The organism is Nocardioides humilatus, assembly GCF_008373755.1.
Classification (GTDB): Bacteria; Actinomycetota; Actinomycetes; order Propionibacteriales; family Nocardioidaceae; genus Nocardioides; species Nocardioides humilatus.
The window spans coordinates 52,607-73,623 of sequence record NZ_VUJV01000010.1; the positions used below are offsets into that span (position 1 = coordinate 52,607).

Below are 21,017 nucleotides of genomic sequence, written 5' to 3' on the forward strand. Positions count from 1 at the left end.
CACCGAGCGGACGTCCAACGGATGGCGGGGGCAGCCACCAAGCGGCCACCCTAGTCAGGTCCGTCGCGGTGCGGCAATGCGGGGCGGCTGACGCGATGCTGGCGTGATGCTGATGATGGGCTCACAGAGCGAGCGGGGTCTTGCAGACGTCACGAGCCTGCTGCTGCACGCTGCTCATGGCCTGGGACGTCGCGGTCGACACCAGCGCGAGGGCTGCCGCGTCGATCGTCCCGCGCTGGGCCTCGGTGAGTCCCTGCGGCGGGTGCTTGCGGTCGTAGGTCTCCGGGTCGATCCCGGCCCCGTCAAGGGCGTCGACGAGATCTTCGATCCGCTCGATGACCAGGTCCCAGTCCTCGGAAATGTCGCCCGGAGCCTCGGCGGCCAAGATCTTGAAGCTCGGGAGCGCCTTGATCAGCCCGGTCGTGTCGCCCCCGGTGGACAGTGCGTCGCCGATCGCCGCCTGCAATGACGTGACCTCGTCGCAGTAGTCCTGGAACCGCTCCGGGATCGCGTAGGGATCGTCGTCGTCCTTGCCGCCACAGCCGGCGAGGCCGAGGGTCGTGGCCGCGACAGCAACCACCACGACACCACGTAGCCACAGGCGCGGGCTCACCCGAGCAGGCTCCGGAGCTCGTCGTTGGCACGCTCGACCGCACCACGCATGGCGCCGGCATCGGGACCGAGCCGGAGCACGCCGCGCGAGGAGCTGGCCACGACGTGGTGCGCCGAGGCGCCGAAGATCCGGACGATGTCGGCGGCCGTGCCGCCCTGCTCGCCGTAGCCGGGCGCCAGGATCGGGCCGTTGATCGCGAAGTCGTAGCCCGAACCGTCGATGGTCGCGCCCACGACGGCCCCGAAGGAGCCGACCGGGTGAGCACCGTGGTTGAGCTCGCGGAGGTGGTCGAGCATCGCCGAGCCGACGGTGCGGCCGCCGAACTCGTCGTTGGTCATCGCCTCCTGGACCTCCGGGCCCTCCTTGTTGGAGGTCGCCGCGAGCACGAAGAGGCCGCCTCCGTTGATGCGGGCGACCTCGACGAAGGGCAGGAGCGAGCCGAAGCCCAGGTAGGGGCTGATGGTGATCGCGTCGGACGCCAGCGGCGACCGTGGGTCGAGGTAGGCCTCGGCGTAGGCCTGGGAGGTCGAGCCGATGTCGCCGCGCTTCACGTCGAGCAGCACCAGCGCCCCGGCCGCCCGCGACTCGGCGATCACCCGTTCGAGCACGGCGATCCCCTGGCTGCCGAAGCGCTCGTAGAAGGCCGACTGCGGCTTCACCACCGAGCAGTACGGCGCCACGGCCTCCACCGCGGTCAGCGCGAACTTCTCCAGCCCCGCCACCGTGTCGTCGAGGCCCCACTCGTGCAGCATGCCCGCATGCGGGTCGATGCCCACGCAGAACTGGCCGCGCTCCGCGATCGCCGCGGCGAACCTCTCTCCGAACGGTGCGGTCATGCGAGTCCCTTCAGGATCCTTCTCGGCCACAACGGGCCACCGTAGACGAGCCCTGTGTAGGCCTGGACCAGGTCGGCACCGGCATCGAGACGTTCCTGCGCGTCGGCGGCGGAGGAGATGCCACCCACGCCGATCAGGCTCAACCGGTCCCCCACGCGCCCGCGCAGCAGCCGGACGACCTCGGTCGAGCGCTCACGCAGCGGCGCGCCGGACAGTCCACCGGCACCAGCAGCCTCGACGACCTCCGGCTTCGACCGCAGTCCGTCACGGCTGATCGTCGTGTTGGTCGCGATGATCCCTGAGAGACCTTGCGCCAGCGCGAGGTCGGCGACGTCGAGGACGTCGTCGTCGGCGAGATCGGGAGCGATCTTCACCAGCAACGGCACCTGGTCGCGCCCGGCGTCGGCCGCGGCCCGATCGGCGATCGTGCGCACGTGCGCGAGCAGCGGCGCGAGCTTCTCCACGGCCTGCAGGTTGCGCAGGCCCGGGGTGTTGGGCGAGCTGACGTTGACGACCAGGTAGTCGGCGTAGGGGGCGAGCAGGCGGGTCGACGTCTCGTAGTCGGCCTCGACCGCGGCCTGGTCGTCGTCGGGGACGACCTTCGACTTGCCGATGTTGATGCCGAGCACCGGGCCTCCCGGGCGGCGCGGGCGCTTGCCGAGGCGCTGCGCGACGGCGGCGGCCCCGTCGTTGTTGAAGCCCATCCGGTTGACCACCGCGCGGTCATCGGGCAACCGCATCAGCCGCGGCTTCGGATTGCCCGGCTGAGCCAGCGCCGTCACCGTGCCGACCTCGACGTGACCGAAGCCGAAGGCACCGAGCTCCTCGTAGGCCTCCGCGGTCTTGTCGAAGCCCGCCGCCATCCCGAGCGGGTTGGGGAAGGCGAGCCCCATCGCCTGAACCGCGCGCCCGCTCGGCCGCTTGGCCCGCCGCAGCAGGGGTCCGGTCGCCTTCAGCGCGTCGAACGTGCGGTGGTGGGCGACCTCGGCGTCGATCCGTGACAACCCGTGCTTGTAGAGGACGTCATAGACCCCCGTCACCGAGGCGCCCATTCCTGCAGCGGCTTCACGCCGACGTCGCCGCGGTGCATCGCCTCGATGCCGTGGACGGCAGCGCCGAGCCCCTGCACCGTGGTGATGCACGGGATGTTGGCGCGGACCGCCGCCGTACGGATCTCGTAGCCGTCGAGACGCGCGGAACCGCCGCTGGTGGCGCCGTGGGGCGTGTTGATGACCAGGTCGATCTCGCCGTCGAGGATGAGCTGGACGGTGGTCTTCTCCCCTGCCGGGCCCTCTCCCTCGAAGTGCTTGCGGACCACGGTGGCCGCGACGCCATTGCGACGCAGCACCTCCGCGGTGCCCTTGGTCGCGAGGATCTCGAACCCGTGGTCGGCGAGGACCTTGATCGGGAAGATCATGTGGCGCTTGTCGCGGTTGGCCATGCTCACGAAGACCTTGCCGCTGGTCGGCAGCGGGCCGAACGCGCCGGCCTGGGCCTTCGCGAAGGCGGTGCCGAAGTCGGCGTCGAGGCCCATGACCTCACCGGTCGACTTCATCTCCGGGCCGAGCACGGTGTCGACCTGGCGGCCGTCGGGCGTGCGGAACCGGTTGAACGGCATGACCGCTTCCTTGACCGCGATCGGCTGGTCGGGCGGCAGGGAGCCGCCGTCGCCCTCGGCCGGCAGGACTCCGTCCTTGCGCAGCTCGGCGATCGTCGTGCCCATCATCACCCGGGCGCAGGCCTTGGCCAGCGGGGTTCCGGTCGCCTTGGAGACGAACGGGACGGTGCGGCTCGCGCGCGGGTTGGCCTCCAGGACGTAGAGCACGTCGGAGCCCAGCGCGAACTGGATGTTGATCAGGCCGCGCACCCCGACGCCCTTGGCGATCGCCAGCGTGGCCTCACGGATCCGCTGGATCTCGGCATCGCCGAGGGTGATCGGCGGCAGCGCGCAGGAGGAGTCACCCGAGTGGATGCCGGCCTCCTCGATGTGCTCCATCACGCCACCGAGAAAGAGCTCCTCGCCGTCGTAGAGCGCATCGACATCGATCTCCACCGCGTCGTCGATGAAGCGGTCGACCAGCACCGGGTGCTCCGGGGTGACCTCGGTCGCCCGGGAGATGTAGCCGGAGAGCGAGTCCTCGTCGTAGACGATCTCCATGCCTCGCCCACCCAGGACGTAGGACGGTCGCACGAGCACCGGGTAGCCGATGCGGTCGGCGATCTCTCGCGCCTCCTCGAAGGAGGTCGCCATGCCGTGCTGCGGTGCGACCAGGCGGGCCTCGGCGAGCACGCGGCCGAAGGCCCCGCGCTCCTCGGCGAGGTGGATCGCCTCAGGGCTGGTGCCGACGATGGTGACGCCGTTGTCCTTGAGCCCCTGCGCCAGTCCGAGCGGCGTCTGGCCGCCGAGCTGGCAGATCACGCCCGCGACCGGCCCGGCCTGCTCCTCGGCGTGCGCGATCTCGAGCACGTCCTCGAGCGTCAGCGGCTCGAAGTAGAGGCGGTCGGAGGTGTCGTAGTCGGTCGACACCGTCTCGGGGTTGCAGTTGACCATCACGGTCTCGTAGCCCGCCGCGCTGAGCGCGAGGCTGGCGTGGACGCACGAGTAGTCGAACTCGATGCCCTGCCCGATCCGGTTGGGACCGCTGCCGAGGATGATCACGGCCGGCTTCTCGCGCGGCGCGACCTCGGTCTCCTCGTCGTAGGACGAGTAGTGGTACGGCGTCTTGGCGGCGAACTCCGCCGCGCAGGTGTCGACGGTCTTGTAGACCGGCCGGATGCCCAGCGCGTGACGCACCCCGCGTACGACGTCGGGCGTCATACCGCGGATCTTGCCGATCTGGACGTCGGAGAAACCGTGCCGCTTGGCGTTGCGGAGCAGGGCCGGCGTGAGCTCCTCGGCCTCGATCAGCTCCTGCGCGGTCTCGTTGATCAGCATCAGTTGGTCGACGAACCACGGGTCGATGCCGGTGGCGTCGAAGATCTCCTCGGGTGTGGCCTCGGCGCGGATCGCGTCCATGACCTTCCGCAGACGCCCGTCGTGCGGCACCGCGATCTCCTCGAGGAGCGCGGTCTTGTCGAGCTCGACGATCTCCTTGTGCCAGTCGAAGGGGGCCTTCTTGTCCTCCAACGACCGGAGCGCCTTCTGCAGCGCCTCGGTGAAGTTGCGACCGATCGCCATCGCCTCGCCGACCGACTTCATGTGGGTCGTCAGGCGCGGGTCGGCGCCGGGGAACTTCTCGAACGCGAACCGCGGCACCTTGACGACCACGTAGTCCAGGCTCGGCTCGAAGCTGGCCGGCGTCTCCTCGGTGATGTCGTTGGGGATCTCGTCGAGGGTGTAGCCGATCGCGACCTTGGCCGCGATCTTGGCGATCGGGAAGCCGGTCGCCTTCGACGCCAGCGCGCTGGACCGCGACACCCGCGGGTTCATCTCGATCACGATCACGCGGCCGTCGACAGGGTTGACGGCGTACTGGATGTTGCAGCCGCCGGTGTCGACGCCGACCTCGCGGATGATCGCGATGGCCAGGTCGCGCAGGTGCTGGTACTCGCGGTCGGTGAGCGTCATCGCCGGCGCGACGGTGATCGAGTCACCGGTGTGGACGCCCATCGGGTCGAAGTTCTCGATCGAGCAGATGATCACGACGTTGTCGGCCTTGTCGCGCATCACCTCCAGCTCGTACTCCTTCCACCCGATGATCGACTCCTCGATCAACACCTCGGTGGTCGGCGACGCGTCGAGACCCGCGCCCGCGATGCGGGTCAGGTCCTCAGCGTCGTAGGCGATGCCGGAGCCGGTGCCGCCCATCGTGAACGACGGACGTACGACGACCGGGAAGCCGAGCTCTCCGGCGGCCTTCTCGCAGTCGTCGAGCGTGTGGCACACGAAGCTGCGCGCCACCTCGCCGCCGACCTTGTTGACGATCGCGTTGAAGAGCTCGCGGTTCTCGCCGCGGTGGATGGCGTCGAAGCTGGCGCCGATCATCTCGACGCCGTACTTCTCGAGCACGCCGTTCTCGTGCAGCGCGATGGCCGCGTTGAGCGCGGTTTGACCGCCCAGGGTCGGGAGCACCGCGTCGATCGGGTGGCCGTTGGCCGCTTCCCGCTCGATCACCTTCTCGACGAACTCCGGGGTGATCGGCTCGATGTAGGTCGCGTCGGCGAACTCCGGGTCGGTCATGATCGTGGCCGGGTTGCTGTTGACCAGCACCACCCGCAGGCCCTCGTCCTTCAGGACACGGCACGCCTGGGTGCCGGAGTAGTCGAACTCGCAGGCCTGGCCGATGATGATCGGCCCCGACCCGATGACGAGGACCGACTTGATGTCGTCGCGCTTGGGCATCAGGCGTTCGCCCCTTCAGCAGATCCGGCCATGAGGTCGATGAACCGGTCGAACAGGTAGGCCGCGTCGTGCGGACCGGCCGCGGCTTCTGGGTGGTATTGGACCGAGAAGGCCTTCAGCGTGCCGTCGGCCGAGCGGAGCTCGAGACCCTCGACCACGTCGTCGTTGAGGCACACGTGGCTCACCGTTGCCGAGCCGTACGGCGTCTCGCTGGCCTTGTCGAGAGGAGCGTCGACCGCGAACCCGTGGTTGTGGGCGGTCACCTCGACCTTGCCGGTCGTGCGATCCATGACCGGCTGGTTGATGCCGCGGTGGCCGTAGGTCAGCTTGTAGGTGCCGAACCCGAGCGCGCGCCCGAAGAGCTGGTTGCCGAAGCAGATGCCGAAGTAGGGGATCCCCCGCTCGAGCACCGCTTGGAGGGTGGTGACGTCGGCCGTGGCCGGGTCACCGGGTCCGTTGGAGAAGAACACGCCGTCGGGCCCGACCGCCAGCACGTCGTCGATCGACGCCGTCGAGGGCAGCACGTGGACCTCGATCCCGCGCTGCGCCATCAGGGCAGGCGTCATCCCCTTGATCCCGAGGTCGACCGCCGCGACAACGAAGGGCTTCTCCCCCGGTGCCAGATTCTGGGCCGGCACGACGTAGGCGTCCTTCGTGGACACCTCGCCCGCCAGGTCGGCGCCCTTCATCTGCGGCTGCTCGAGCACCCGGGCCAGCAGCGCCTCGGGGTCGGTCTCCGTCGTGGAGATGCCGCAGCGCATGGCGCCGCGGTCGCGCAGGTGCCGGGTCAGGGCGCGGGTGTCGATGCCGCTGATGCCGACGACTCCCTGCGCACGCAGCTCGTCGTCGAGCGAGCGGCGACTGCGCCAGTTGCTGGCGCGACGGGCAGGGTCGCGGACGACGTAGCCGGCCACCCAGATGCGGGTCGACTCCGGGTCCTCGTCGTTGACCCCGGTGTTGCCGATGTGCGGCGCGGTCATCACGACGACCTGCCGGTGGTAGGAGGGGTCGGTCAGCGTCTCCTGGTAGCCCGTCATGCCGGTGTTGAAGACCGCCTCGCCGTAGGTCTCCCCTTCGGCGCCGTAGGTCTCACCGTGGAAGGTGCGCCCGTCCTCGAGAACAAGAATGGCCATCAGGCGGTGCCTTCCCAGAGCTTGCCGTCCAGAACAGTGGGTCGTCCCCGCAGGAACGTCGCCTCGATCCTTCCAGGGAGCTCCATGCCGGCGTACGGCGTGTTCCTGGAGAGAGACGCGGACGCGGAGGCCTCGATGGTTCTGGTAGCCGCCGGGTCGTAGAGCGCGATGTTGGCGGGGTTGCCCACCGCGATCGGCTGCCCGTGGTCGGCGACGCGGCCGATCCGCGCGGGCGCGGAGGACATCCGCTCGGCGACACCGGCCCAGTCGAGCAGCCCGGCGTCGACCATCGTGTGCTGGACGATCGAGAGCGCGGTCTCCAGACCGAGCATCCCGAACGCCGCGGCGGCCCACTCGCAGTCCTTGTCCTCGTGCGGGTGCGGGGCGTGGTCGGTGGCGACGATGTCGATCGTGCCGTCGGCGAGGCCGGCGCGCAGCGCCTCGACATCCGCCGCCGAGCGCAGCGGCGGGTTGACCTTGTAGATCGGGTCATAGGTCGCCGCGAGCTCGTCGGTGAGGATCAGGTGGTGAGGGCACGCCTCGGCGGTGACGTTCCAGCCCTTGCGCTTGGCGTCGCGGACGATCTCGACGGAGCCGGCGGTCGAGACGTGGCAGACGTGCAGGCGCGAGCCGACGTGGGCGGTCAGCAGGCAGTCGCGGGCGATGATCGCCTCCTCGGCGACCGCCGGCCACCCGGCTAGGCCGAGGCGCCCGGAGAGCTCGCTCTCGTTCATCTGCGCGCCCTCGGTGAGGCGCGGGTCCTGGGCGTGCTGGGCGACGACGCCGTCGAACGCCTTGACGTACTCGAGAGCCCGGCGCATCAGCAGCGGGTCGCTGACGCAGTGCCCGTCGTCGGAGAAGACGCGGACCCGGGCGGCCGAGTCGGCCATGGCGCCGAGCTCGGCGAGCTGCTCGCCCTTGAGCCCGACGGTGACGGCGCCGACCGGGTAGACGTCGCAGTAGCCGGCCTCGCGACCCAGGCGCCAGACCTGCTCGACGACGCCGGCGGTGTCGGCCACCGGGTTGGTGTTGGCCATCGCGTGCACCGCGGTGAAGCCGCCCATCGCGGCCGCCCGGGTGCCGGTCTCGACCGTCTCGGCGTCCTCACGACCCGGCTCGCGCAGGTGCGTGTGCAGGTCGACCAGACCCGGAAGCGCGATCAGGCCCTCGGCCTCGACGACCTCGGCACCCTCGGCCGACAGCCCGACCCCGATCTCGGCGATCACGCCGTCCTTGATCAGGATGTCGGTCGGCTCGCCCCCGAGGATCCGCACGTTCTTGAGGAGATAGGGCGTGGTCATTCAGTGCTCTCGCTTTCGGATCCTCCGAGGAGGAGGTAGAGGACGGCCATCCGGACGGCGACGCCGTTGGTGACCTGCTCGACGATGACCGACCGGTCGGAGTCGGCGACGTCGGCAGTGATCTCCATGCCGCGCACCATCGGACCGGGGTGCATCACGATCGTGTGGTCCTGGAGGGTCGCCATCCGGCGACCGTCGAGGCCGTAGCGCCGCGAATACTCCCGCGGCGTCGGGAAGAAGCCGCCCTGCATCCGCTCGCGCTGGACGCGCAGCATCATCACGGCGTCGACCTTCGGGATCACCGCGTCGAGGTCGTACGAGGTCTCGACCCCCCACGACTCCACGCCGACCGGCAGCAGGGTCGGCGGGCCGACCAGCGTGACGTCGACGCCGAGGGTCTTCAGCAGCAGCGCGTTGGAGCGGGCGACCCGACTGTGCAGGATGTCGCCGACGATCGCCACGCGGCGACCTTCGAGGCCGCCCTTGCGCTCCTCGCCGAGGTGCCGCCAGAGGGTGAACGCGTCGAGCAGCGCCTGCGTCGGGTGCTCGTGAGTGCCGTCACCGGCGTTGACCACGCTGGAGCGCACCCAGCCGGAGTTGGCGAGCCGGTGCGGCGCACCGCTCGCGCCGTGCCGGATGACGACCGCGTCGGCACCCATCGCCTCCAGGGTGAGCGCCGTGTCCTTGAGGCTCTCCCCCTTGCTGACGCTCGAGCCCTTGGCGGCGAAGTTGATGACGTCGGCCGAGAGCCGCTTGGCGGCGGCCTCGAACGAGATCCGGGTGCGGGTGGAGTCCTCGAAGAAGAGGTTGACCACCGTGCGGCCGCGCAGCGCGGGCAGCTTCTTGATCGGACGGTCGGCCAACGACCGCAGCTCGGCCGCGGTCTCCAGGACCAGCTCGGCGTCGTCGCGGGTCAGGTCGGCCGCACTCAGCAGGTGCCGCTTCATTCCGTCACCTCCAGCTTCGCCTCGATGGAGACGGCGTCGATGCCGTCTTCCTCGAGGTCCGCGAGCCGCACACTGACCCGCTCGCTGAGCGAGGTCGGCAGGTTCTTGCCCACGAAGTCGGCCCGGATCGGCAGCTCGCGGTGGCCGCGGTCGACCAGGACCGCGAGCTGGACGGCGCGCGGGCGGCCGACGTCGTTGAGTGCGTCGAGCGCGGCGCGGATGGTGCGGCCCGAGAAGAGCACGTCGTCGACCAGCACCACGACCTTGCCGTCGATGCCGCCCGGCGGGATCTCGGTCGGGAGCAGCGCACGCGCCGGCTTCAGCCGCAGGTCGTCGCGGTACATCGTGATGTCGAGGGAGCCGACCGGTACCTCGACGTCCTCGACGGTGGAGATGCGGGAGGCGATCCGGTGCGCCAGCGGGACACCGCGGCGCGGGATGCCGAGGAGCACGAGGTCGCCCGCGCCCTTGTTGCGCTCGAGGATCTCGTGGGAGATCCGCGTGAGGGCCCGGCCGATATCACGGGCGTCGAGAACAGTGCGGCCCTCAGGGGCCAGCGGGGCGGCAGGCATCAGCGTGCCGGACCTCCTTCTCCGCCTCACAGGACGGCTCGTTAAAGGATGTCGAACGGCGCCCACCTTACCCCGTGGCTTCGCGCCTCCACCAACCGACACGGGACGGCGAGACGCCCGAGAAATGGCGAGAGGCCCGGAACCGACCGGGCCTCTCGCCACACAGGACCGTCAGGTCAGCGGAAGGCGTCCTTGACCTTCTCAGCGGCTTGCTTGAGGTTGGCCTTGGTCTGGTCGACCTTGCCCTCACGCTCGAGGCTCTCGTCGTCGGTGACCTTGCCCAACGCTTCCTTCGCCTGTCCGACCTTCTCGTTGGCGGCGTTCTCGAGCTTGTCCTGGTTAGCCATGGCGTTCCTCTCGATCGGATGTGCGTTCACGCTGGCAGTACCCCGTCCGGGGATCGTCAGCCGGTGAAGACGCCCGCGACCAGGTTGATGGTCGTGGCGAGAATGGCCGCGCCGAAGAGGTAGGACAGCAGGCAGTGGCGCAGCACGACGGCGCGGAACTTCGAGCCCGTGACCGCGGTGTCGGACACCTGGTAGGTCATGCCGAGGTTGTAGCTGAAGTAGAAGAAGTCGCGGTAGGCCGGCGGCTCGTCGTCGTTGAAGTCGATCCCGCCGACGGGGTCGGTGTAGTAGAGGTGGGCATAGCGCGAGGCGTACATCAGGTGCAGCTCGGCCCAGCTCATGAAGACGGCCAGCAGGGCAACAGCAGCGCCAGTGGCGCGCCCGTCGTGGCCAGGGGTGAGCAGCAGCGCGACCGTGCCTCCGAGCCCGCCGAGGGCGGCGACCACGACCACCAGCTCGTCGACGGACGGCCGGAAGTCCTCGCGGCCGACGTTGGCGCGGGTGGCTGCGGCGTCGAGCGGCCAGAGCGCCAACCAGCCCGTTGCGACCGCCACCGTCGCGGCCGACGCGATCCCGATGAGCACTCCGAGCTCGACCCACCACACGAGGGTCCCGAGGACTCCCGCCGCGAAGCCGACCGCGAGGGCGGCGAGCAGCCGCGCCTTGATGCTTATCGGCACGCCGGCGCCTCCAGTCTTTCGGCTCCCGCGTAGACGTTCATGGTGGTGCCGCGGAGGAAGCCGACCAGCGTGAGCCCGCTCTCCTCGGCGAGCTCGGCGGCCAGCGACGAGGGTGCCGACACGGCTGCCAGCATCGGGATGCCGGCCATGACCGCCTTCTGCACGAGCTCGAAGGACGCGCGGCCACTCACCACGAGCACCGTGTCACGCAGGGGCAACAAGCCCTCCCGCGCCGCGTGGCCCACCACCTTGTCGACCGCGTTGTGCCGCCCGACGTCCTCGCGCAGCACCAACAGCTCCCCGGCCGACGAGAAGAGTCCCGCGGCGTGCAGCCCACCGGTGCGGTCGAAGACCTCCTGCGCGGCGCGCAAACGGTCGGGCAACGCGACCAGGACGGCGGGGTCCACGCGGAGCGGGTCGTCGGCGACTGACCAGGCCGACGCCGTACGGACGGCATCGAGGCTGGACTTGCCGCACACGCCGCAGGACGAGGTCGTGTAGAAGTTCCGTTCGAGCGAGGCGTCGGGCGCGGGCATACCGGGGGCGAGCTGCACGTCGACGACGTTGTAGGTGTTGAGACCCTCCTCGGTCGCCCCGGCGCAGTAGCGCGCGGTCACGACGTCCTCGGTGGCGTGGACGACACCCTCGCTGACGAGGAAGCCGACGGCGAGGTCGAAGTCGTCCCCCGGCGTCCGCATCGTCACCGTGAGGGGACGACCGTCGACGCGGATCTCCATCGGCTCCTCGGCCGCGAGCGTGTCCGGACGCCGCGAGACCTCGCCGTCCCGGATCCGTACGACGGAGCGGCGGGCCGTTACTCGTCCCACGGCTCGAACCGCACCACGATGCCCTTCGAGGTCGGGGTGTTGCTGTCAGCCGCCACGCTCTCGAGCGGGACGAGCACGTTGGTCTCCGGGTAGTAGGCCGCGGCGGATCCGCGAGCTGCTGGGTAGCCCAGGAGCGTGAAGCCCTCGGCCCGCCGCTCGCTGCCGTCCTCCCAGACGCTCACGATGTCGACCGTGCCGCCGTCGGTGAGCCCGAGCTCCTCGAGGTCGGCCGGGTTGACCATCACGATCCGCCGGGCGTTGTGGATGCCGCGGTAGCGGTCGTTCATCGCGTAGGGGATGGTGTTCCACTGGTCGTGGGACCGCAATGACTGCAGGATCAGGTGGCCGGGCGGCGCCTCGAGCCAGTCGAAGTCGTTGGCGGTGAAGGTCGCCTTGCCGCTGGGCGTGCGGTAGACGTGCTCGTTGACGGGGTTGGGCAGCGTGAACCCGCCCGGCTTCTTGATGCGCTTGTTGAAGTCACCGAAGCCCGGCACCACCCGCCCGATGCGGTCCCGGATCGTGTCGTAGTCGGCCTCGAACTCCGACCACGGGATCGCCGGTGCCTCGCCCAGCGTCGCCTGGGCCAGGCGGCACACGATCGCCACCTCGCTGAGCAGGTCCTTCGACGCCGGGGGCAGCTTGCCGTGGCTGCGGTGCACGCAGCTCATCGAGTCCTCGACGGTGACGTATTGAAGCCCGCTCGCCTGCACGTCGCGGTCGCTGCGGCCCAGGGTCGGCAGGATCAGGGCGGTCTCCCCCACCACCGTGTGCGACCGGTTGAGCTTGGTCGAGATCTGCACGGTCAGGCTGCACCCGCGCAGGGCCTCCTCGGTGGCCGCGCTGTCGGACATCGCCCGGACGAAGTTGCCCGCCACGCCGACGAAGACCTTCGCCCGTCCCTCACGCATGGCGTGAACGCCGTGGACGGAGTCGAAGCCGACGGCCTTGGGCGAGGAGAACCCGAACTCGGCCTCCATCGTCTCGGTCCACGGGGGCGGCTGCTCCCAGATGCCCATCGTGCGATCGCCCTGCACGTTGGAGTGGCCGCGGACCGGGCACACCCCTGCGTTCGGCTTGCCGATGTTGCCGCGCAGCATCAAGAAGTTGACGATCTCGCGGATCGTCGGGACCCCGTGCCGGTGCTGGGTCAGCCCCATCGCCCAGCACACGATCACCGACTTGCTGGCCAGCACCTGCTCGTGAACCTGCTCGATCTCCGCCCGGGTCAGGCCGGTGGCCTCGAGCACCTGCTCCCACGTCACGCCCCGCAGGTGGGCCGACAGCTCGTCGAACCCGGTCGTGTGGGTCGCGATGTAGTCGTGGTCGAGCACGTCGCCAGTGGTGTCGTCGGACTCGAGGAGCAGTCGGTTGAGCATCTGGAAGAGCGCGAGATCGCCGCCCGCGCGGATCTGGAGGAACTGGTCGGCCAGCTTGGTGCCGTTGCCCACCACGCCGCGCGGCGTCTGCGGGTTCTTGAAGCGCATCAGTCCCGCTTCCGGCAGCGGGTTGACCGCGATGATGCGGCCGCCGTTCTTCTTCGTCTGCTCCAGGGCGGTCAGCATCCGCGGGTGGTTGGTGCCGGGGTTCTGGCCAACCACGAAGATCAGGTCGCTGTGGTGGATGTCGTCGAGCTGCACGCTGCCCTTGCCGATGCCGAGCGTCTGCCCCAGACCCGCGCCGCTCGACTCGTGGCACATGTTGGAGCAGTCGGGCAGGTTGTTGGTGCCGTAGGCACGGGCGAAGAGCTGCAGCAGGAAGGCGGCCTCGTTGTTGAGGCGCCCGGACACGTAGAACATCGCCTCGTCGGGAGAGGCGAGCCCGTTGAGCTCGTCGCCCATCAGCTCGAACGCGTCGTCCCAGCCGATCGCCTCGTAGTGCGTGCCACCCGGCCGTTTCACCATCGGCTCGGTGAGCCGACCCTGCTGGTTGAGCCAGTAGTCCGAGCGCTCGTCGAGGTCGGCGACGGAGTGCTCGGCGAAGAACTCCCGGGTGACCCGCCGCGAGGTGGCCTCGTCGTTGACGTGCTTGGCGCCGTTCTCGCAGTACTCGTTCTTGTGCCGGTGCTTGTCCTCCGGCCACGCACACCCCGGACAGTCGAAGCCCTTGACCTGGTTGACGGCCATGAGCGTGAGCGCCGTACGCCGGGGGCTGGTCTGGCCCAGGGAGTACTGCATCGCGTGGGCGACCGCAGGCACGCCGGCCGCCCAGGTCTTCGGGCGCGAGACCTCCAGGTCGTCAACGGGGTCCTCGATCTCGCTCACCTTTGCACAATAGTGCGCGGCGCTAGGGTCGGGCCGTGGCAGAGACGCGTGACCGATCCCACACCGCGGTGGCAGAGCTGGTCGCCAGCCTGCCCGCGGGAGTCGTCGTCACGAGTCCCGACGAGATGGAGAAGTACCGCGAGGACTTCGCTCGCGACGGCTCGGCCGGGATGCCCGTCGCGGTGGTGCGAGCAGAGCACGCCGACCAGGTCCAGGTCGCCGTCCGGTGGGCCGCCGAGCACCGGGTGCCGGTTGTGCCCCGCGGTGCCGGCAGCGGGCTGTCAGGTGGCTCGTCGGCCGTCGACGGAGGCATCACCATCTCGCTCGACCGGATGCGAGCGGTCGAGGTCGACCCTGCGAGCCAGGTGGCGATCGTCGAGCCGGGCGCCTTCAACGTCGAGGTGAAGCGCGCGGCGGCCGAGCACGGACTCTGGTATCCGCCCGACCCCTCCTCCTTCGAGATCTGCTCGATCGGCGGCAACCTCGCGACCAACGCCGGCGGCCTGTGCTGTGTGAAGTACGGCGTCACGACCGACTACGTCCTCGGCATGGACGTCGTGCTGGCCGACGGCACGCTCGTCCGCCTCGGCGGCAAGCAGATCAAGGACGTCGCTGGGCTCTCGCTGCTCAAGCTCTTCGTCGGCAGCGAGGGGACGCTGGGCATCATCACCCGGGCCGTTCTCCGGCTCATCCCGGCGCAGGTCGCCGGCGCCACCCTGGTCAGCACCTTCCCCACGATGACCGCCGCTTCGCACGCGGTCGTGGCGATCCGGGGCAAGGTGCGCGCGTCGATGCTCGAGCTGATGGACAACACGTCGATCAACGCGGTCGAGGACTGGCGGTCCCACGGCCTCGACCGATCGGCGGGAGCCCTGCTGATCGCGCAGTCCGACGCACCCGGCGACGCCTGCAGCGCCGAGATCGCCATCGTCCGCGACTGCTGCGAGGCGGCAGGAGCCGACGAGGTCTTCACCACGACCGACCCCGAGGAGGCCGCGCTCCTCGTCGCCGGCCGCCGCAACACCTTCCACGCGCTCGAAGCGCGGGGCACCGTCTTGTTCGAGGACGTCGGTGTGCCCGTGCCGACCCTCCCCGCCTTGGTCGACGGGATCGCGGAGATCGCTCGGGAGTGCGGTGTCGAGATCGCCCTCGTCGCGCACGCCGGCGACGGCAACACCCACCCGGTCGTCGTCTACGACGCCGCCGATGCCGCCTCGGTCGCCGGCGCCCGCACCGCCTTCGACGAGGTGATGGCGCTCGCCATCCGGCTCGGCGGCACGATCACCGGCGAGCACGGCGTGGGCCGCGCCAAGCGCGCCGCCCTCCCCGACCAGGTCGGCCCCGACGTGATGGCCCTGACCCGTCGCATCAAGGCCGCCCTCGACCCCGACTGGATCCTCAACCCCGGAGCGATCCTCCCGCCGACCCCCTCCTAGAGGTCGAGGTCGTTGATCGCGTTCTCGATCGCGCGGTGGAAGGTCGGGTAGGCGTAGTGCATGGTGCGCAGCTTCTCGATCGGTACGGCGGCGTGGACCGCCGTGGCGAGCAGGCCGATCATTTCCCCACCGCTGGGACCGACCGTGGTCGCGCCGACGAGCACGCCGCGGTCAGCGTCGGCGACCACCTTGATGACGCCGTGGTTGCCGACCTTGTGGATCCAGCCGCGGCTCGAGACCGGCAGGTCATAGGTCCCCGTGACCACCCGGAGCCCGGCGTCGCGGGCCTGGGCCTCGGTGAGCCCGACCGACCCGACCTCGGGGTCGGTGAAGGTCGCCCGGCTGACGGCGGTGTAGTCGGCCCAGGGCCCGTCCTTGCCGAGGACGGATCGCACCGCGATCTCCGCCTGGTACATCGACACGTGGGTGAACTGCCCCTTGCCGGTGATGTCGCCGACCGCCCACACGCCCTCCGCAGCGCGCATCTGCTCGTCCACGTCGACGAACCGCGCTGACGGATCGAGGCCGACGGTGTCGAGCCCGAGGTCGGCGAGGTTCGTACGCCGCCCCGCGGCCACCAGCAGCGCCGCGCCGTGCAGCTGCTCGCCACCACCGAGAGTCACTGCGAAGCCCGAGGAGGCGTCGTGGTCGACCCGGTCGATCGTCACGCCAGCACGCACCGAGATCCCCTCGGCCTCCAGCGACTCGGCGACGACCTTGCTCGCCTCGGGCTCCTCGGGCCCCAGGATGCGGGGCGCGACCTCGAGGATCGTGACCGCGACACCGAAGCGCGCGAACGCCTGGGCGAGCTCACAACCGATCGCTCCCCCGCCGATGACGACCAGGCTCGCCGGCAGCTCGTTGACCTGGACGATGTCGCGATTGGTCCAGTACGGCGTCGCGGCGAGCCCCTCGATGGGCGGTACGGCCGGGGACGTGCCGACGTTGAGCACCACGCCGCGCCGTACGTCGTAGTCGACGGGACCCTCGGCGGTCTCGACGGTGATGCGGCCCGGCCCGGCCAGACGCCCGTGACCACGGACGAACCGGCCACCGTTGTCGACGAGCCGGTCGACGGCGACCTGGTCGTTCCACGCGTCGGTGGCCTCGTCGGAGATGCGCTTCGCGACGGGTGCCCAGTCAGGGGTGACCTCGACCGAGCCACCCAGCTGCGGGATCCGCCGGGCCTCGGCGAGCGCGTCAGCGGCGCGGATCATCATCTTCGACGGGATGCACCCGTAGTAGGGGCACTCTCCGCCGACGAGGTGCTTCTCCACCCCGAGGACGGTGAGTCCGGCCTTCGCCAGCTGGGCAGCGACGTGCTCCCCTCCCGGCCCGAGCCCGATGACGGCGACGTCGACGCTTTCGCTCATGCGCCGACATTAGTCGGCGCGCGCGCAAATCAAACGAGGGTCGGCTTGCTCCGGAGGATCGCGCCGAGGACGCCGTTGACGAAGGCCGGCGACTCGTCGGTCGAGAGCTCACGGACCAGCGCCAGCGCCTCGGTCACCGCGACCGCGTCGGGCACGTCGTCGACGTAGAGCATCTCGAAGACACCGAGTCGCAGCACGTTGCGGTCGACGGCGGGCATGCGGTCGAGCGTCCAGCCCTGGGCGAAGCTGGCGAGCACCTCGTCGATGCGCGCGAGGTGCTCGACGACGCCGCGGACCAGGGTCTCGGTGTAGGCGTTGGTCGGGCCGGAGCCCTCGTCGATCGCGCGGTCGAGGGTGTCGACGCCCGTCTCGCTGCGGAGGTCGGCTGCGAAGAGCAGGTCCAGGGCGCGCTTACGGGCCTTGGAGCGAGCTCCTCCGGCACCGCTGGACATCAGGACTTCACGCGCGAGAGGTAGGAGCCACCGTCACGGGTGTCGACCTTGATCTTCTCGCCCTGCTCGATGAAGAGCGGCACCTGGATCTCGGCGCCGGTCTCGAGGGTCGCGGGCTTGGTGCGGCCGGTGGCGGAGTCGCCGACGACGCCCGGCTCGGTGTAGGAGACGGTCAGCTCGACCGACGCGGGGAGCTCGATGAAGAGGACGCGGCCCTCGTTGGTCGCGATGACGACGTCCTGGTTCTCCAGGAGGAAGCCGGCGGCCGTGCCGACGATGGCCGGGTCGACCTCGACCTGGTCGTAGTCCTGGACGTCCATGAAGACGAAGTTGGTGCCGTCGTTGTAGAGGTACTGGAACGAGCGGCGGTCGACCGTGGCGGTCTCGACCTTGGTGCCGGCGTTGAAGGTCTTGTCGACGTTCTTGCCCGACTCGACGTGCTTGAGCTTGGTGCGGACGAAGGCCGGGCCCTTGCCGGGCTTCACGTGCTGGAACTCGACCACCTGCCAGAGCTGCCCCTCGAGGTTCAGCACCATGCCGTTCTTCAGGTCGTTCGTCGTTGCCATGCGCCAGCCTTCTTCGATGCAGATGTATGAGGTCCGAGGCCCCGGGGGCCAGCGGATGAGTCTAGTCGCCGGTGTCGGCGGCGATGAATTCGAGAGCCTGACGGTAGCCATCGACGCCCTGACCGGCGATCACCTTCGCGGCGTGCGGGGTGACGACCGACGTGTGGCGGAACACCTCGGGCCGCTGCTCGGGGTCGGAGATGTGCACCTCGACGAGCGTGGCGGTGAGCTGGGCGCACGCGTCGAAGATCGCGTAGGAGTAGTGGGTCCACGCCGCGGCGTTGAGGACGACCGGGGTCTCGGTGTCAGCGGCGTCGTTGAGCCAGTCGAGGAGCTCGCCCTCGTGGTTGGTCTGGCGCACCTCGACCTCGAGCCCGAGCTGTTCGCCCCAGCTGCGACACAGGTCGGCGAGGTCGCCGTGGGTCGTGTGGCCGTAGATCTCCGGCTGACGGCGGCCCAGGCGCCCGAGGTTGGGCCCGTTGAGGACCAGCACGGTCGTCACGCGGCACCTCCTGCCATGACGTCGTAGGCGGCCCGCAGGTGCTCCTCCGACGGCCCCGTCAGGACCACCGGCTTCGCCACCTCGTCGAGTACGACGAAGCGGAGCGTGTTGCCCCGGGACTTCTTGTCCACGCGCATCGCGGCGAGCAGGTCGTCGAAGCCCGCACCGGAGTAGGTCGTCGGGAGCCCGACGGCGCCGAACGCGGTCGCGTGCCGGGCGGCCGTCGCGTCGTCGAGGTGGCCGGCCAGCCGCGCGAGCTCGGCGACGTAGCAGCAGCCGATCGCGACCGCCTCGCCGTGCCGCATGGAGTAGCGCTCGGCCCGCTCGATGGCGTGGGCCATCGTGTGGCCGTAGTTGAGGACCTCGCGACCCGGGTGGCCGTCGCTGCCGCCCGTCTCCTTGAGGTCGGCGACGACGACGTCGATCTTCACGCGGATGGCGCGCTCGACGAGCTCGGGCAGCACCGGACCGTGCGGGTCGGTCGCTGCGTCGGGATCCTTCTCGACCAGGTCGAGGATCACGGGGTCGGCGATGAAGCCGCACTTTACGACCTCGCCCATCCCCGCGACGAGCTCCTCGCGCGGGAGCGTGAGCAGGGTGTCGAGGTCGACGAGCACACCGGCCGGCTCGTGGAAGGACCCGACCAGGTTCTTGCCGGCACCGGTGTTGATGCCGGTCTTGCCGCCGACGGCCGCATCGACCATCGCGAGCAGCGTCGTCGGCACGTGGACGACCCGGACGCCACGCAGCCAGGTCGCGGCCACGAACCCGCCCAGGTCGGTGGTCGCACCGCCGCCGAAGGTCACGACGGCGTCGGAGCGCGTGAAGCCGGCCTCGCCGAGCGCGTCCCAGCACTCGTTGGCCACTTCGGCGGCCTTGGTGGCCTCTCCTGACGGGAGCCCCAGGGCGAGGACGTCGTAGTGCTCGCGCAGCACGCGGAGCACGGGCTCGGCGAGCTCGGTCAGCTCGGCTGCGTGGAGGAAAGCGACGCGCTGCACCGCCTCGCCGAGGATCCCCGGGAGCCGGTCGGCCAGCGCCCGGCCGACCACCACGTCGTAGGGCGAAGCGCCGCCCACGTGCAGGACGGTGTGAGTCCCCTGGTCAGTCATCGCGCCTCCCTCAGCCTCTCCGCGACCTCAGCCACGACATCTTGGGGGCTGCGGTCGTCGGTGTCGACCGAGATCGTGGCCAGGCCCTCGTAGACCGGGGTGCGCTCGTCAAGGAGCTGCTTGACCCGGGACCGGACGTTGCCGAGCAACAGCGGGCGCCCCGCCCCGAGCCCGACCCTCTTGACCGCGTCAGACAGCCCCACCCGCAGGAAGACGACCCGGTGGTCGGCGAGGAGTGCTCGCGTGCCGGCGTCGAGCACGGCTCCCCCGCCGAGCGCCAAGACGCCGTCGTGACCGGCGAGCGCGGCCGCGACCGCCTCACGCTCCAGCGCACGGAAGGCGGCCTCGCCGTCGTCGACGAAGATGTCCTGCACGGCCTTGCCGGCGTGCTCCTCGACCGCGTGGTCGCTGTCGAGGAAGCCGACGCCGAGCTCGTCGGCGAGCAGGCGACCGACCGTGGTCTTGCCGGCACCCATGGTGCCGACGAGCACGGCGACCGGCTGGGTCACCGGTACCTCAGGGAGGCCAGGTAGCTCTCGGCGTTGCGCCGTGTCTCCTGGACCGAGTCGCCACCGAACTTCTCGATGACCGCGTCGGCGAGCACCAGCGCGACCATCGCCTCGGCCACGATCCCAGCGGCGGGCACGGCACAGACGTCGGAACGCTGGTGGTGGGCGACCGTCGCCTCGCCGGTCGCGACGTCGACGGTGCGCAGCGCACGGGGCACGGTGGCGATCGGCTTCATCGCCGCGCGGACGCGCAGGATCTCGCCGGTCGTCATGCCGCCCTCGGTGCCGCCGGAGCGACCCGAGACGCGTCGCAGGCCCTCGTCGGTCGAGATGATCTCGTCGTGCGCGAGCGAGCCCGGCGTCGCGGCCAGCTCGAAGCCGTCACCGACCTCGACACCCTTGATCGCCTGGATGCCCATCAGCGCGCCGGCGAGGCGCGAGTCGAGGCGGCGGTCCCAGTGGACGTGCGAGCCGAGGCCCGGCGGGAGGCCGTGCACGACGACCTCCACGACGCCACCGAGGGTGTCGCCGTCCTTGTGGGCCTGGTCGATCCGCTCGACCATCAGCTGGGAGGTCTTCTCGTCGAGGCAGCGCACCTCGTCAACGTCGAGCCGGGCGACGTCGTCGGGATCGGGCCAGAGCCCGGCGGGCGCACGGACGCCGCCGAGCTCGATGACGTGGGAGACGATGCGAGCGCCGACGGCCTGCTCGAGGAAGTTGCTCGCGACGCGGCCGAGGGCGACGCGAGCGGCCGTCTCACGCGCCGAGGCGCGCTCGAGGATCGGCCGGGCCTCCTCGAAGTCGTACTTCTGCATGCCGGCGAGGTCGGCGTGGCCGGGCCGCGGGCGGGTCAGGGGCGCGTTGCGACCGGTGTCCTTGAGCAGGTCCGGGTCGACCGGGTCGGCCGACATCACGGTCTCCCACTTCGGCCACTCGGTGTTGCCGACCTGGATCGCGACCGGTCCGCCCTGGCTCTTGCCGTGCCGGACGCCGCCGATGATGGTGACCTCGTCCTGCTCGAACTTCATCCGGGCACCGCGGCCGTAGCCGAGGCGCCGCCGGGCGAGCGAGTCGGAGATGTCGTCGGTCGTCACCTCGACGTGGGCCGGCAGACCCTCGAGGATCGCGACCAGGGAGGGTCCGTGGGACTCCCCCGCGGTCAGCCAGCGCAACATGGGCCCCATCCTCCCATCCCGGCCCGCTGGGCCGGC

Annotated in this window: 20 protein-coding genes; 1 reads left to right on the plus strand and 19 read right to left on the minus strand. The window is 70.3% G+C overall.

What is annotated here, in order from left to right; translation table 11 throughout:
- Positions 1–121: 121 nt before the first annotated feature.
- From F0U44_RS21620 to F0U44_RS21675, 12 genes are all read right to left on the minus strand, one after another.
- The gene (locus F0U44_RS21620) at positions 122–613 is read right to left on the minus strand and encodes a hypothetical protein (protein WP_149730471.1); all 492 of its coding nucleotides are present in this window, start codon (positions 611–613) and stop codon (positions 122–124) included.
- Positions 610–1,449, minus strand: coding sequence for an orotidine-5'-phosphate decarboxylase (gene pyrF / locus F0U44_RS21625; protein WP_149730472.1), 840 nt, complete (start codon positions 1,447–1,449; stop codon positions 610–612). The genes F0U44_RS21620 and pyrF overlap by 4 nt, the downstream gene beginning before the upstream one ends.
- Positions 1,446–2,489, minus strand: a complete 1,044-nt coding sequence (locus F0U44_RS21630) for a quinone-dependent dihydroorotate dehydrogenase (RefSeq protein WP_246160749.1) — start codon at positions 2,487–2,489, stop codon at positions 1,446–1,448. Before F0U44_RS21630 ends, pyrF begins: the two co-directional genes overlap by 4 nt.
- Positions 2,486–5,791 (minus strand): carbamoyl-phosphate synthase large subunit, encoded by a 3,306-nt coding sequence (gene carB, locus F0U44_RS21635; RefSeq protein WP_149730474.1) that lies wholly within the window; start codon positions 5,789–5,791, stop codon positions 2,486–2,488. Before carB ends, F0U44_RS21630 begins: the two co-directional genes overlap by 4 nt.
- The gene (carA, locus tag F0U44_RS21640) at positions 5,791–6,924 is read right to left on the minus strand and encodes a glutamine-hydrolyzing carbamoyl-phosphate synthase small subunit (protein ID WP_149730475.1); all 1,134 of its coding nucleotides are present in this window, start codon (positions 6,922–6,924) and stop codon (positions 5,791–5,793) included. The genes carB and carA overlap by 1 nt, the downstream gene beginning before the upstream one ends.
- On the minus strand, positions 6,924–8,225 hold the full coding sequence (locus F0U44_RS21645) for a dihydroorotase (RefSeq protein WP_149730476.1): 1,302 nt from the start codon (positions 8,223–8,225) through the stop codon (positions 6,924–6,926). The genes carA and F0U44_RS21645 overlap by 1 nt, the downstream gene beginning before the upstream one ends.
- Positions 8,222–9,172: an aspartate carbamoyltransferase catalytic subunit gene (locus F0U44_RS21650; protein ID WP_149730477.1), complete on the minus strand. Its 951-nt coding sequence runs from the start codon at positions 9,170–9,172 to the stop codon at positions 8,222–8,224. Before F0U44_RS21650 ends, F0U44_RS21645 begins: the two co-directional genes overlap by 4 nt.
- Positions 9,169–9,744, minus strand: a complete 576-nt coding sequence (pyrR, locus tag F0U44_RS21655; protein ID WP_149730478.1) for a bifunctional pyr operon transcriptional regulator/uracil phosphoribosyltransferase PyrR — start codon at positions 9,742–9,744, stop codon at positions 9,169–9,171. The genes F0U44_RS21650 and pyrR overlap by 4 nt, the downstream gene beginning before the upstream one ends.
- Before the next feature lie 176 nt (positions 9,745–9,920).
- Complete coding sequence (locus tag F0U44_RS21660; RefSeq protein ID WP_149730479.1) at positions 9,921–10,091, minus strand: CsbD family protein; 171 nt, start codon at positions 10,089–10,091, stop codon at positions 9,921–9,923.
- A gap of 56 nt (positions 10,092–10,147) precedes the next feature.
- Positions 10,148–10,771, minus strand: a complete 624-nt coding sequence (locus F0U44_RS21665; RefSeq protein ID WP_223163794.1) for a DUF1345 domain-containing protein — start codon at positions 10,769–10,771, stop codon at positions 10,148–10,150.
- Positions 10,762–11,598 (minus strand): formate dehydrogenase accessory sulfurtransferase FdhD, encoded by an 837-nt coding sequence (gene fdhD, locus F0U44_RS21670; RefSeq protein ID WP_149730480.1) that lies wholly within the window; start codon positions 11,596–11,598, stop codon positions 10,762–10,764. Before fdhD ends, F0U44_RS21665 begins: the two co-directional genes overlap by 10 nt.
- Positions 11,586–13,859, minus strand: coding sequence for an FdhF/YdeP family oxidoreductase (locus tag F0U44_RS21675; protein WP_149730481.1), 2,274 nt, complete (start codon positions 13,857–13,859; stop codon positions 11,586–11,588). The genes fdhD and F0U44_RS21675 overlap by 13 nt, the downstream gene beginning before the upstream one ends.
- Positions 13,860–13,894: 35 nt before the next feature.
- Here F0U44_RS21675 and F0U44_RS21680 point away from each other — a divergent pair, with 35 nt between their 5' ends.
- Positions 13,895–15,295 (plus strand): FAD-binding oxidoreductase, encoded by a 1,401-nt coding sequence (locus F0U44_RS21680; RefSeq protein WP_246160750.1) that lies wholly within the window; start codon positions 13,895–13,897, stop codon positions 15,293–15,295.
- On the opposite strand, the gene F0U44_RS21685 is transcribed toward F0U44_RS21680, so the two are convergent.
- The 7 genes from F0U44_RS21685 to aroC form a co-directional block, all read right to left on the minus strand.
- Positions 15,292–16,668 (minus strand): dihydrolipoyl dehydrogenase family protein, encoded by a 1,377-nt coding sequence (locus tag F0U44_RS21685; protein ID WP_149730482.1) that lies wholly within the window; start codon positions 16,666–16,668, stop codon positions 15,292–15,294. The genes F0U44_RS21680 and F0U44_RS21685 overlap by 4 nt on opposite strands.
- Positions 16,669–16,697: 29 nt before the next feature.
- Entirely contained in the window at positions 16,698–17,120 is a 423-nt protein-coding gene (gene nusB, locus F0U44_RS21690; protein ID WP_149730483.1) for a transcription antitermination factor NusB, read from the minus strand.
- Positions 17,120–17,686 carry an elongation factor P gene (gene efp, locus F0U44_RS21695; protein ID WP_149730484.1) on the minus strand — a complete coding sequence of 189 codons (567 nt, stop codon included), beginning with the start codon at positions 17,684–17,686 and terminating at the stop codon, positions 17,120–17,122. Before efp ends, nusB begins: the two co-directional genes overlap by 1 nt.
- 61 nt (positions 17,687–17,747) lie before the next feature.
- Positions 17,748–18,188, minus strand: a complete 441-nt coding sequence (locus tag F0U44_RS21700) for a type II 3-dehydroquinate dehydratase (RefSeq protein WP_149730485.1) — start codon at positions 18,186–18,188, stop codon at positions 17,748–17,750.
- The gene (aroB, locus tag F0U44_RS21705; protein WP_149730486.1) at positions 18,185–19,297 is read right to left on the minus strand and encodes a 3-dehydroquinate synthase; all 1,113 of its coding nucleotides are present in this window, start codon (positions 19,295–19,297) and stop codon (positions 18,185–18,187) included. Before aroB ends, F0U44_RS21700 begins: the two co-directional genes overlap by 4 nt.
- Complete coding sequence (locus tag F0U44_RS21710) at positions 19,294–19,806, minus strand: shikimate kinase (RefSeq protein WP_438616540.1); 513 nt, start codon at positions 19,804–19,806, stop codon at positions 19,294–19,296. The genes aroB and F0U44_RS21710 overlap by 4 nt, the downstream gene beginning before the upstream one ends.
- A complete protein-coding gene (aroC, locus tag F0U44_RS21715; protein WP_149730487.1) occupies positions 19,803–20,981 on the minus strand; it encodes a chorismate synthase in 1,179 nt (392 codons plus the stop codon). The genes F0U44_RS21710 and aroC overlap by 4 nt, the downstream gene beginning before the upstream one ends.
- Positions 20,982–21,017: the final 36 nt, after the last annotated feature.

Coding starts and splice junctions, on each gene's coding strand:
- pyrF (WP_149730472.1), bottom strand. CDS start 1,449: ATGACCGCACCGTTCGGAGAGAGGTTCGCCGCGGCGATCGCGGAGCGC.
- carB (WP_149730474.1), bottom strand. CDS start 5,791: ATGCCCAAGCGCGACGACATCAAGTCGGTCCTCGTCATCGGGTCGGGG.
- carA (WP_149730475.1), bottom strand. CDS start 6,924: ATGGCCATTCTTGTTCTCGAGGACGGGCGCACCTTCCACGGTGAGACC.
- F0U44_RS21645 (WP_149730476.1), bottom strand. CDS start 8,225: ATGACCACGCCCTATCTCCTCAAGAACGTGCGGATCCTCGGGGGCGAG.
- F0U44_RS21650 (WP_149730477.1), bottom strand. CDS start 9,172: ATGAAGCGGCACCTGCTGAGTGCGGCCGACCTGACCCGCGACGACGCC.
- pyrR (WP_149730478.1), bottom strand. CDS start 9,744: ATGCCTGCCGCCCCGCTGGCCCCTGAGGGCCGCACTGTTCTCGACGCC.
- F0U44_RS21660 (WP_149730479.1), bottom strand. CDS start 10,091: ATGGCTAACCAGGACAAGCTCGAGAACGCCGCCAACGAGAAGGTCGGA.
- F0U44_RS21685 (WP_149730482.1), bottom strand. CDS start 16,668: ATGAGCGAAAGCGTCGACGTCGCCGTCATCGGGCTCGGGCCGGGAGGG.
- nusB (WP_149730483.1), bottom strand. CDS start 17,120: ATGTCCAGCGGTGCCGGAGGAGCTCGCTCCAAGGCCCGTAAGCGCGCC.
- efp (WP_149730484.1), bottom strand. CDS start 17,686: ATGGCAACGACGAACGACCTGAAGAACGGCATGGTGCTGAACCTCGAG.
- aroB (WP_149730486.1), bottom strand. CDS start 19,297: ATGACTGACCAGGGGACTCACACCGTCCTGCACGTGGGCGGCGCTTCG.
- aroC (WP_149730487.1), bottom strand. CDS start 20,981: ATGTTGCGCTGGCTGACCGCGGGGGAGTCCCACGGACCCTCCCTGGTC.